Source organism: Zavarzinia sp. CC-PAN008 (assembly GCF_051903925.1).
GTDB lineage: Bacteria > Pseudomonadota > Alphaproteobacteria > Zavarziniales > Zavarziniaceae.
The window spans coordinates 2,873,431-2,884,448 of record NZ_CP173678.1; the positions used below are offsets into that span (position 1 = coordinate 2,873,431).

An 11,018-nucleotide genomic window follows, 5' to 3' on the forward strand; every position below is an offset into this window, starting at 1 on the left:
TCGAATCGCGCACGATCCTAAAGGATCCCGCCCCTCAGTGCGGGGCAAACGGGAACAGGATCGGCACCAGCGTGACGCACACCCCCAGGGTGATCAGGGTGAAGGGCACGCCCACCTTCACGAAGTCCATGAAGCCGTAATTGCCGGGCCCCACGACAAGCGTATTCACGGGTGAGGAAACCGGCGTCATGAACGCGGCCGATGCCGCCAGTGCGACTGTCATCGCGAAGGGGTAGGGCGAGGCATCCAGCACACCGGCCAGCGCGATGGCGACGGGCGCCATCAGGACGGCTGTCGCCGTGTTCGAAATGAACAGGCCCAGCACCGCGGTCAGCAGGAACAGCGCCGCCAGGACGACGCGGGGCGCCGCACCGCCCACCGCTGCGACCAGTGCGTCCGCGGCAAGTCCGACGCCGCCGGTCGCCTGGAGCGCAGCGGAGAAGGGCAGCATGCCGACGATGAGCACCAGCGTCTGCCAGTGGATGGAGCGATAGGCGGAGGTCATGTCGATGCAGCCGGCCAGCCCGAACAGCAGGCAGCCGATCAGGGCAGCCAGGACATTCGGCACCACGCCGCTGGCCATCAGGCCCACCGTCAGCACCAGGATCGCCAAGGCATGGGGGGCGCGGTCGGGCCGGGCAACGATGTCGTCGTGCTCGACCGGCATGTTCAGCAGGATCAGCCGGTCAGCACTCTGTGGCAGGCGGCGGATCGAACGCCACGGCCCGATGACCAGCAGGGCATCGCCCGGACGCAGGGCGACGTCGGTGACTGTGCCCGCGTGCGGCGTGCTGCCCCGGCGCAGGCCGATCACGGCCAGGTCGTGGGTGGAGCGGAACTTCGCCTCCACGACCGAGCGGCCGACAAGGCGGGACTCGGGTGGCACCAGTACCTCTGCCATGCCGATCGCCTGGGCCCTGTCCTGGAAGTAGCCGGCCTCCAGCGCCAGCGGCCGCAGGCCGAAGCGCTCGACCACGGCCGCCATGTCGCTCCCCGGCTGCCGCGAATCGATCAGCAGGACGTCGCCCGCCTCCAGCCGCAGGCTGGCCTCCGGCCGCAACAGCGTGCTGCCGAAACGTGTCGCACGCTCCAGCGCCACGATGTTGATCCCGGCACTGCCCCGCAGGTCCAACTCGCGCAGTTCGCGACCCGCCAGGAGCGATGCCGGGCCGATGGCCAGGCGATAGTCCCGCCCGCGCAGGCCATAGGCCTCGACGAAGTCGCGCAAGGTCGGCCGGCCCGAGTCCGCCTGCGGCGCGGCACCATCGCCCAGCATTCGGCGCGCCAGCAGCATGTAGCCGATCGCCAGGATCAGCAGCGGCACGCCAAAAGGCGTGAAGGCAAAGAAGCCGAAGCCGGCCTGCCCCTCGCGCACCAGTTCACCATGGACGACCAGGTTGGGCGCGGTCGCGACCAGGGTCATCATTCCGCTCAGCAGGGCGGCCATGGACAGCGGCATCATCAGGCGCCGTGCGGCGATCCCGGCATTGCGGGCGATACGCAGCACGATGGGGACAAAGATCGCGACGACGCCCGTCGAACTCATGAAGGCCCCGATGCCGGCCACGCTGATCATCAGCAGCGCGATCAGCCGGCCCTCGCTCCGGCCGGCCCGACGCACCAGCCAGTCCCCCAGCTTCTGGGCGACGCCGGTGCGGACCAGGGCCTCCCCCACCACGAACAGCGCGGCGATCAGGATCACGTTGGGATCGGAGAACCCGGCCAGGGCCTGTGGCACCGTCACCAGCCCCGCCAGCGGCAGGGCCACCACCATCAGCAGCGCGACAACGTCCATGCGCGGCCGACCGAACGCGAACATGGCGATGGCTGCCGCCAGGAGAACCAGGACAAGGGCAAGATCGGACATCCATCCGCCCTAGCAGATCGCAGCCCGCGGACCAAGCCACTGCGCAGGCAAAGTGCCTGGTACCGATGGTTGCGGCTGCATCGGACGGCGCCACCTGCCTATACTCCGCGCAACAACGAAAGGGGAGGCAGGCATGGCACGGCTTCAGGGCAAGGTTGCGCTCGTGACTGGTGGGGCATCCGGCCTGGGCGCGGCCAGCGCCAGGCTGCTGGCAGGCGAAGGCGCCCGCGTGATCCTGAGCGACCTGGCCGAGGACGCGGGCGAGGCGGTTGCCGCCGCCATCCGCGGCGCTGGTGGTGACGCGCTCTTCGAGCCGCAGGACGTCGCCGATGAGGCGCGGTGGGACAGCCTGCTGGCGTCGATCCGCGCGCGCTACGGCGCGCTGCACGTCCTGGTCAACAATGCGGGCATCGTCGGCACCGTCACGGGCGTGCACGAGATGGCGCTGGCGGACTGGCGCCGGACCCTGTCGATCAACCTGGATGGGGTATTCCTGGGCATCCGGCACGGTGTCCCGCTGATGGTGGAGACGGGGGGCGGATCCATCATCAACCTGTCGTCGATCATGGGCCTCGTGGGGGCGGCCGGCGGCTCCGCCTATTGCGCCAGCAAGGGCGGCGTGCGGCTGCTGACAAAGGCTGCCGCGATCGACCTGGCGCCGCTTGGGATCCGCGTCAACTCGATCCATCCAGGCTATATCGAGACGCCGATGGTGCAGCAGATCGTGGCCGGCATGCCCGACAGCAACACCTTCCGCGCGGACCTGGAAACCCGCCACGCCCTGGGCCGCCTGGGCCAGCCCGTCGACATCGCCGAGGCCGTGCTGTTCCTGGCCTCTGATGCGTCCAGGTTCATGACCGGCTCGGAGCTGGTCGTCGACGGCGGCTATACCGCGCAATAGATGCCGCGCCCCCCGCGCTCATGACCATGCCCAGGCGTGGCGTGGCGCGGCGGGGCGCGGCGGGGGCGCCCCCCTGGATCCTGGAGGCGACGGGCGATCATGCCCGCCGCCCCTGCGGCCTAGCGGAAGGCCAGCGGCTCCTGGTCGAAGTCGATGGCCGGGAACTCGGTCCGGTCGGCGTGATAGTCCTGCGAATGCCGCCACAGCGCCTTGGTCCCTGACCGGGGCATGATGGCAGCCGCGCGCTCGACATAGCCGGCATTGAACTCGTCCGTATGGAAGTACGGCCGCAGTTCCATGTCGCGGTCCTCCTCCCGCAGCTGCGGCGTCACCGTGCGCAGGCCCTTCTCCCGCATCGTGTTCAGCATGCGGCAGACCAGCTCGCCCACGACATCGATCCGCAGGGTGTACGATCCCGCACGGAAGTAGCCGATGATCCAGGCGAAGTTGGGCGTGTCGGTGAACATCATGCCGCGATAGGTCACCGTCTTCGTCATGTCGAACGGCGCGTCGTCCTTGGTGATCTCGATGTCGCCGAAGGCACTGACGTTGAAACCGGTTGCCGTCACGATCAGGTCGGCCTCCAGCACGCGGCCCGACTTCAGGCGGATGCCCTCGGGCACGAAGGCGTCGATCTCGTCGGTGACGACGGATGCCTTGCCTTCCTTGATCGCGTTGAAGAAGTCGCCGTCGGGCACGGCGCAGATGCGCTGGCGCCAGGGCTTGTAGGTGGGGACGAAGTCGTCCGTCATTTTGCCGTCCAGCGCCTGGTTGACGCCGGCCAGCAGGTCGCGCGCGGCATCGTCGGGGGTGGCCAGGCACTTGGCGATGAAGTCTTCGTGCTCCAGCTGGATCTGCTTGCGCACGATCTCGTGGATCCACTCCCGCGGGATGTCCAGGCGGCGCAGCTGCGTCGCCAGCGGATACTCGTTGGGCGCCGCCACATAATAGGTGGGTGACCGCTGAAGCTGGACGACATGGGCGGCCGCATCGGCCATGGCGGGGACGACGGTCGCGGCGGTCGCGCCGGAGCCGATCACGACGACGCGCTTGCCGGCATAGTCATAGCCTTCGGGCCAGCGCTGGGGATGGATGATGTCGCCCCGGAACGTGTCCATGCCCGGCCAGTCGGGCGTGAAGCCCTCCAGGTGGCGGTAATAGCCCTGGCACATCCACAGGAAATTGGCCCGCAGCGTGACCGTCTCGCCGTTGTCCCGCTCGGCCGTCACGGTCCAGTGCGCGTGCTCCGTCGACCAGTCGGCCCGGACGACCTTGTGGCGATAGCGGATGCGCTCGGCCAGGTCGTATTCCGCGATCACCTCGCCCATGTACTGCTTGATCGGCTCGCCCCGGGCGAGCGGCGCGCCCTCCCACGGCTTGAAGCTGAAGCCATAGGTGAACAGGTCGCTGTCCGAGCGCGCACCCGGATAGACGTTCGACCACCAGGTGCCGCCATGGCCGTCGAAGGCGTCCAGGATCGCGAAGCTGGCCCAGGGGCTCTGCCGCGTCAGGTGGACGGCCGAGCCGATGCCCGACATGCCCGCCCCCACGATCAGGACGTCCAGGTGTTCGATCCGGGCTTCCTCGCCGGTAAGGGCGTGCGCCGCCGTCTGCTTGTCCATTGCGTCTCCTCTGGATTGGTCCCGTCGGGGGCCGCCGCGCGTCGCCGATCCGGCGCCCTGCGGTCTCTCGCTCCCCAAGCCTGGGTCGCATCGTCGTCGCGCGCGCGAGACAAGGGGAGTGGTTACAGGGCCAAACATGTGGCATTTTGAGCCAATGTCGGACGTGCTCGCACGGCTGCCCATGACCATGGGCTATTTCCGCCTGGTCCACCGGGCCTTTGTCGCCGACAGCGCCCGCGTGCTGGAAGGCACGGGCATCACCCAGGCCGAGCTGGATGACCCGACCGCCGATATCACCGTCTTCCAGCAGGTCCGTCAGGTGGAGAACGTCGCGGCGCTGCATGGGCCCGGCTGGGTGTTCCTTCAGCCCCACATTTGGACCGCCGCCACGTATGGCGCACCTGCCATCGCCGTGATCGCGGCCCCCACGATCGGCGACGGGCTGGCCGTGCTCGCGCGCTATGCGCATGTGCGCACGCCCTGGATCCGCGCCCGCCTGCGGGCCTCGGGCGAGGCGCTGGTTCTGGACTGGGACGTGACGGTCGCCCTGTCGCAGGCGCAATGGCGGCCGATGATGGAGGTGACGTTCCTGATGACCCGGTCGCTGGTGCAGGCCGCGTTGGGGGCAGAGCCGCCCGGTCTGGCCTATGCCTTTGCGGCGCCGCGCCCTGACTATGCCCCGCGCGTTGCAGAGGTGCTGGGCCCGCGTGTGCGCTATGACGCGGCTGCCAACCAGGTGATCGTGCCCCGTGCCCTGGCCGAGGTGCGCTCCATCGCGGCCGACCCGCAGCTCCACCTCTACACGATCGCGGGGCTGGAGGCGCACCTGGCCCGCCTGGACGATCCCTCGATCGTCCACAGCCGGGTCGAGCGGCTGCTCCAGACCATGCCGGACGGGCGCCCGGGGGCCGAGTTCGTGGCGCGCAGCCTGGGCCTGTCCCGGCGCTCCCTCACGCGGCACCTGGGCGCGGCGGGGGTACGCTATCGCGACCTGCTTGACGCCGAACTGCGCGCCCGAGCCATCCGCCTGCGCGGCGCCCGCGTCAGCCGCTACGAGATCGCCGCCCGCCTTGGCTACCAGGACCCCTCAAGCTTCAGTCGCGCCTGGCGCCGCTGGTTCGGGGAGGGGGCCGAATAAGGGGAATGGCGGGTGCCCCGGCATCCCCCGGTTGCGGCGGTAGCGCAAACCGACTTCACTGGTGCCACACGGGCGAGCAGGCAAGGGAACAGGCGGCATCATGCGGACAAGCCTCAGCCACCCGCTGGAGATCGCGGCCGTCCAGGCGCCGGGCGGGCGCGGCCGCATCGGCATCACTTTCTGCCCCGGCAAGAAGCAGCCCGGCGCCTTGACCGGAGCCTGGGACCGAGACCTGGGCCTTGATCTCGATGCCGTGCGCGACTGGGGCGCCGCTGCCGTGCTGACACTCGTCGAGCCGGCGGAGCTCGTGGAACTCGGTGTGCCCGGCCTGGGCGCGGCGGTCGCCGCGCGGCACATGGCGTGGACGCATTTGCCGATCCCCGATGTGACCGCGCCGGGGCCACGATTCGAAGTGGCCTGGCAGGATGCTGGCGAGGGCGTGCGGGCGCTGCTGCGCGACGGCTTCGACATCGTCGTCCATTGCAAGGGCGGCCGCGGTCGCGCCGGCACGGTCGCCGCGCGCCTGCTGGTCGAACTTGGGATGGACCCGGCCGAGGCGATCATCGCCGTACGCCAGGCGCGACAGGGGGCGATCGAGACGCCGGCGCAGGAGCGCCACGTCCTGGCCAGCACCCGCGTCGCGGAGCGCCCGCGGGACCATGGCACCGCCGCCACCGCCGACCGCGCGGCAGGGGCGCTGCTGGGCCTGGCCGTGGGCGACGCCGTGGGCACGACGCTGGAGTTCAAGCCGCGCGATACGTATCCGCCCCTGACCGACATGGTCGGCGGCGGACCGTTCGGCCTCCAGCCGGGCCAGTGGACGGACGACACGGCAATGGCCCTGGCCCTGGGCGACAGCCTGCTGCACGCGCCGATGCTGGACGAGGCCGACCTGATGCGCCGCTTCACCGACTGGTGGCAGCGCGGGGCCTATTCCTGCACGGGCTCCTGCTTCGATATCGGCAATACCGTGAGTACCGCGCTGGCACGCTGGGCGCGGACAGGGGACCCCGTGGCCGGCGCCACCGCGGCCAACACCGCCGGCAATGGCTCCCTGATGCGCCTTGCCCCCGTGGTGCTGCGCCACTGGCGGGATCGCGACACGCTCCGCGACGTCGCCGCCCGGCAGAGTCGCACCACCCACGGCGCAGCCGAGGCCGTCGACGCGTGTGTCGCCTATGCCGACATCCTGGCGGACGCCATCGCGGGCGAGTCCCGCTCCCACGTCCTGCGCAACAGCGATCCCAGCGGCCTCAGCCCAGCGACCACGGCGATCCTGGCGGGCAGTTGGCGCGGCAAGGGGCGCGGCGCCGTCCGCGGCTCCGGCTATGTCAGCCATTCGCTGGAGGCAGCCTTGTGGTCGATCGGGCGCACGACCGACTTCCGCTCGGCCGTCCTGACCGCCGCGAACCTGGGTGAGGATGCCGACACCACGGCGGCGATCGCCGGGCAGCTTGCCGGCGCACTCTATGGCACCTCCGGCATCCCAGCGGACTGGCTGGAGCAGCTGGCCTGGCGCGACCGGATCGAGGCCATGGCCACCCGCCTGTTCACCACCACATAGGGCGGTGGATCCAAACCTGGCAACAATCTGGATGGCGTTGGCGGGGAGGGCGCTCGGCCCCTAACCCCTTGATCCGGTTGGTGGGCGCACAAGGATTCGAACCTTGGACCCGCTGATTAAGAGATTGCTTCAACTCAAGCAATTTCAATAACTTAGCGTCCCGGAATTGTCCAACTCCGCGCCTGATTCCGGCTGAAGTTGGACAGTCCTGCACCCCCGCCTTCAGCCCTGTCGGCTGGGGAAGTAGACGCTGGCCGCCGTCACCGCGGCGCTCAGGAAGTAGGCCAGCAGGTAGCCCCACCAGGGCGTCTCCGGCGGCAGGGTGAGGGGGGCGGTGACGCCGATCGACAGGCCCGAGACGGAGCCCGCAACCGACTTGGCAACGTCGCCGCGGGTCATGCCGCCACCGCCTCGGCCGCGACCGGCTCCAGCACGCAGGCACCATCCCAGCGCCGGCCCGCGACCTGGTGGCGGATCGTGCCGGTGGACGTCGAGTGCGCCTCGACCGTCCCGCCCTTGCCGTTGCTGATCGCGACATGGCCCATCCGCCCCTCGCGTGGCGCGCGCACCAGGAAGGCGCCAGGGGTTTCCATCGCCTCCTCGATCGAGATGCGGCGCAGGCCCGGCCGACCCTTGCGCACGTCGGCCCACCAGCCCCCCGAATAGGGCTCGGCCCGGCGCACGGCGACGTCGTTGCTGACGCAGCCGTACAGCCGCCCCGTCGCCTGGAATGCCGCCCAGCTGGCGAACTCGGCGCAGTCCCAGGGACCGTCCCAATTCTTGTCGTCCAGGGGCACGTCGGCCCCCAGCACATAGGCCTGGTCCAGGCGGCTCTCGGCCGCCGCCAGGATCGCGGCACCGATCGCGGCGGCGCTGGCTGGCCCCGCCTTCCTGCCCTTAGGTTCCATCCTTGTCGTCCTCGCGTCTGCGGCGGAGGCCCCGGACCTCGGCCTTCAGTTCATCCAGCCCACGCATGATGCGAGCCTCCAGGCGTTCGGCCTGGGCGCTCGGGAAGTAGGTTTCGGCGACCTTCAGGTTGATGGCCTGCAGGGCGTCCATGATCCGGCCATGGCGGGTGTTCGCCTGGTCCGTCATCTCGGCCAGCCGGCCCGACACCTGCGTCTGCAGGGCGTCGAGCCGGTCATCGAACTCGCTGAGCCTGGCGTCCGTCCGCTTCTCGCTGTGTCGGAGAGCGGCGAACATCCCGCCCGCCACGGCCACCAGCACGGTCACGGCGATCGACGCCAGCGCCTCCGGGCTCATGGCGCGGCCGCGCCCAGCTGGGCCTTCAGTGCCGCACGGCGAGCCTGCAGGACGGCGATGGCCGGCTCGATATCGTCCAGCTCCGCCTGCGCCATCACCGCGCCGAACACCTCGGCCAGGCTGGTCAGCTCCGCTCCCAGGTTCTCGCGCACGAAGGCCGCGAAGTCAGGCCGCGTCATCACCGTCGACCATGCGCCGTTGACAAAGTCGACGGTCCTGCGGGCCTCGGCCAGCTGCTGCTCGGTCGCGGCTACCGTCGCCTCGGCGTCTTCCGCCGCGCGCGCAGCCCGCTCCTCCGCGCGCGCGGCCGCATCCTCGGCTGTGGCGATCGCCGCTTCGGCCTGGGACCAGGCGCTCTGCACCCGGGCCTCGGCCGCCTCACGCGCAGCTGCGATCTCCGACCCGGCCGTGGCCTGGGCCGCCCGGACCTGCTCAGCCGCCTGGGCCTCGGCCTCGGCGATCGCCGCCTGGGCGCTGGCCTGCATCTCGGCAATCCGCGCCTCGGCCCGCTCGAGGACCCCGCGCGCCTGCGCCACTGCCGCGTCGACCTTGGCGAGCGCATCCTTGACGATCTCCTGCGCCAGGAGTTCGTCCGCGTTGCGCGCCGGGATCCGGTGCGGCAGGCCGTCGACCAGCCAGACCCCGAACAGGGTCCCCGCCGCATCGCGTTCTGAATTCAGGAACTGCATGGCTGGCCCCTAAGTCTGGTAGGCGAAGAAGACGCGCATCTCGGTGGCGGCCGCGAAGGCGGTGTCGTCCACCGTGGCGAAGGAACTGTCGGTCGTGGCGAACAGGCTCAGGGTTGTGCCGCTGGCGCCGGGCAGGCCGAACACGCCGCGCCAGCCGGCAACCCAGGTAAGCCGCTGCGTCCAGGCCGGCACGGGAGAACGCCGCGACGTCGCCGTCACCGTGTAGGGCAGGCCGGTAATCGTCGCTGCTCCGGTGGCGCTGCCCTTCGAGGACAAAAGGAAGACGCCCAGTCCGATCACGATGTTGGCGAACCGGACCGCGACCCCGTCGCGCGACGTGTAGGTGATGCCGGTGTTTGCACCGCCGAAGTTGAGGTCGGGTGTCCAGCCCGTGACGTTGAAGTCGATCGAATCGACGCTGCCGGCGCCGGTCAGGCGGATGAGCTTGTCCGCCGCCCAGGTCAGGGCGTTGATCGCGGCCAGCTTGGTGTCCAGTCCCACGGTCGGCGCGCCCGCCACGCCGTCGCCGTTGCTGACCGTCAGGCCGCTGCCCACCGCCAGCGCCCGGGTCAGCCAGGTATCCAGCGCCGACCGCACCGCCAGCCCCGTCGTGCCCAGGCCTTCGAGGGCGGCCAGGTCGTTGGCCAGGGCCAGCGTCGGATCGCCGGCGATGCCGGCCGGGTTCGCGATCGTGATGCCGGCGGCGGGCGCCACGATCTGCCGCTGGGCCCAGGCGTTCGCCCCCGTACGCGCGGCCAGTCCGGTCGCGGCCAGCGCCTCCAGCGCCGCCAGGTCGTCGGCCAGCGCCAGGGTGGGGTCGCCGGCGATGCCGGCCGGGTTCGTGACCGTGATGCCGGCGGCAGGCGCCACGATCTGCCGCTGCGCCCAGGCGTTCGCCCCCGTACGCGCGGCAAGCCCCGTCGCGGCCAGCGCCTCCAGCGCCGCCAGGTCGTCGGCCAGCGCCAGCGTGGGATTGCCGGCGGCGCCCGTCGGGTTGCTGATCGTGATCCCCGCCGCCGGCGCCGTCAGCGTGCGCTGCGCGAAGGCGTTCGCCCCCGTCCGCGCCAGCATGCCCGCCGTCGCCGACAGGCCGGCCAGCGCCGTCAGGTCGGCATCGGCCGGCTGCCCGCCCAGCGCGGCGAGCGCGGCCCCGGCGCTGGTCTGGCCGGTGCCGCCGCTGGCGATCGGCAGGGCAGAGGCGAGGTTCTGGATGTTGGCGCCCTGGATGAAGCCGCCCGAAATGTCGACGTTGCCGGCGTCCTGTTGGGCCATGGTGCCCAGCTCGAGCAGGCCGCGCCCCTCGGCTGCGTCCTCCGCCGCCAGCATGGCCTCGCCGAACGCGCCGCTGTCCAGCAGGGCCCAGGCATCGTCGCCGGCCCGCTTCGCGACGCCCACGCCCACCAGGCCCTCGAGCGCGACCAGGTCCGGCGTCGGCGCCTCCGGATCGGGGAAGCTCACGGCCAGCTGGTCGAGGAAGCCGGGCGTCGCGATCGTCGTCGTGATCGGCTGGCCATCCGCGTCCCACGCGGCGACGCGGTTGGCGCGGCCGCCGGCGGCGGGCAGGGTCAGGTCGATGTCGGGATCGTCCAGGGCGGGCGCCCGCAGCACGCGGCCGACGTCGCCCTGGACCTGCTGCACCTGCATCACGACCAGGTCCAGCGCGGCCTCGGTCGTGTCGGCCGGGAACGCCCCGCCGTCGACCAGGTCGGTCCCCTGCAGGATCGGCACCACGCGCTCGATCAGCACGATGTCATCGACGGGCAGCGGATCGCTGAACACGACGGCGCCGTCGCCCGCTGTCCAGGCCGGCGTCGGATAGATCTCGTAGTCGCTGCCGCCCGTCGGCGGCGGATGGGCGACCGTCACCTGCAGGTGGGCGACGTCGACCAGCGCGAAGCTGAAGGGGAACTCGGTCGACACCCCGTCGCCGACATGGCGGGCGGGCGCATAGCTGGCATTGACGGTCATCGCACG

At 71.0% G+C, this 11,018-nt stretch carries 10 protein-coding genes; 3 read left to right on the plus strand and 7 right to left on the minus strand.

What is annotated here, in order from left to right; translation table 11 throughout:
• Positions 1-34: 34 nt before the first annotated feature.
• Positions 35-1,867 (minus strand): SLC13 family permease, encoded by a 1,833-nt coding sequence (locus ACI6GS_RS13470; RefSeq protein WP_439813964.1) that lies wholly within the window; start codon positions 1,865-1,867, stop codon positions 35-37.
• Between the two features lie 133 nt (positions 1,868-2,000).
• Here ACI6GS_RS13470 and ACI6GS_RS13475 point away from each other — a divergent pair, with 133 nt between their 5' ends.
• Positions 2,001-2,768 (plus strand): glucose 1-dehydrogenase, encoded by a 768-nt coding sequence (locus tag ACI6GS_RS13475; protein ID WP_439813965.1) that lies wholly within the window; start codon positions 2,001-2,003, stop codon positions 2,766-2,768.
• A gap of 119 nt (positions 2,769-2,887) precedes the next feature.
• Here the strand turns inward: ACI6GS_RS13475 and ACI6GS_RS13480 are convergent, their stop codons facing one another.
• Positions 2,888-4,390, minus strand: coding sequence for a flavin-containing monooxygenase (locus ACI6GS_RS13480; RefSeq protein ID WP_439813966.1), 1,503 nt, complete (start codon positions 4,388-4,390; stop codon positions 2,888-2,890).
• Between the two features lie 154 nt (positions 4,391-4,544).
• Here ACI6GS_RS13480 and ACI6GS_RS13485 point away from each other — a divergent pair, with 154 nt between their 5' ends.
• Complete coding sequence (locus ACI6GS_RS13485; RefSeq protein ID WP_439813967.1) at positions 4,545-5,528, plus strand: AraC family transcriptional regulator ligand-binding domain-containing protein; 984 nt, start codon at positions 4,545-4,547, stop codon at positions 5,526-5,528.
• A 100-nt stretch (positions 5,529-5,628) separates the two neighbouring features.
• Entirely contained in the window at positions 5,629-7,092 is a 1,464-nt protein-coding gene (locus ACI6GS_RS13490) for an ADP-ribosylglycohydrolase family protein (RefSeq protein WP_439813968.1), read from the plus strand.
• 222 nt (positions 7,093-7,314) lie between these two features.
• Here the strand turns inward: ACI6GS_RS13490 and ACI6GS_RS13495 are convergent, their stop codons facing one another.
• Genes ACI6GS_RS13495 through ACI6GS_RS13515 form a run of 5 tightly spaced genes read right to left on the minus strand, consistent with a single transcriptional unit; the run spans position 7,315 to position 11,012 of the window.
• Positions 7,315-7,491 carry a hypothetical protein gene (locus ACI6GS_RS13495; RefSeq protein WP_439813969.1) on the minus strand — a complete coding sequence of 59 codons (177 nt, stop codon included), beginning with the start codon at positions 7,489-7,491 and terminating at the stop codon, positions 7,315-7,317.
• Positions 7,488-8,000 carry a hypothetical protein gene (locus ACI6GS_RS13500; RefSeq protein ID WP_439813970.1) on the minus strand — a complete coding sequence of 171 codons (513 nt, stop codon included), beginning with the start codon at positions 7,998-8,000 and terminating at the stop codon, positions 7,488-7,490. The genes ACI6GS_RS13495 and ACI6GS_RS13500 overlap by 4 nt, the downstream gene beginning before the upstream one ends.
• The gene (locus ACI6GS_RS13505) at positions 7,990-8,355 is read right to left on the minus strand and encodes a hypothetical protein (protein WP_439813971.1); all 366 of its coding nucleotides are present in this window, start codon (positions 8,353-8,355) and stop codon (positions 7,990-7,992) included. Before ACI6GS_RS13505 ends, ACI6GS_RS13500 begins: the two co-directional genes overlap by 11 nt.
• Entirely contained in the window at positions 8,352-9,044 is a 693-nt protein-coding gene (locus tag ACI6GS_RS13510; RefSeq protein WP_439813972.1) for a hypothetical protein, read from the minus strand. The genes ACI6GS_RS13505 and ACI6GS_RS13510 overlap by 4 nt, the downstream gene beginning before the upstream one ends.
• Before the next feature lie 9 nt (positions 9,045-9,053).
• Positions 9,054-11,012, minus strand: coding sequence for a hypothetical protein (locus ACI6GS_RS13515; protein WP_439813973.1), 1,959 nt, complete (start codon positions 11,010-11,012; stop codon positions 9,054-9,056).
• Positions 11,013-11,018 lie beyond the last annotated feature (6 nt).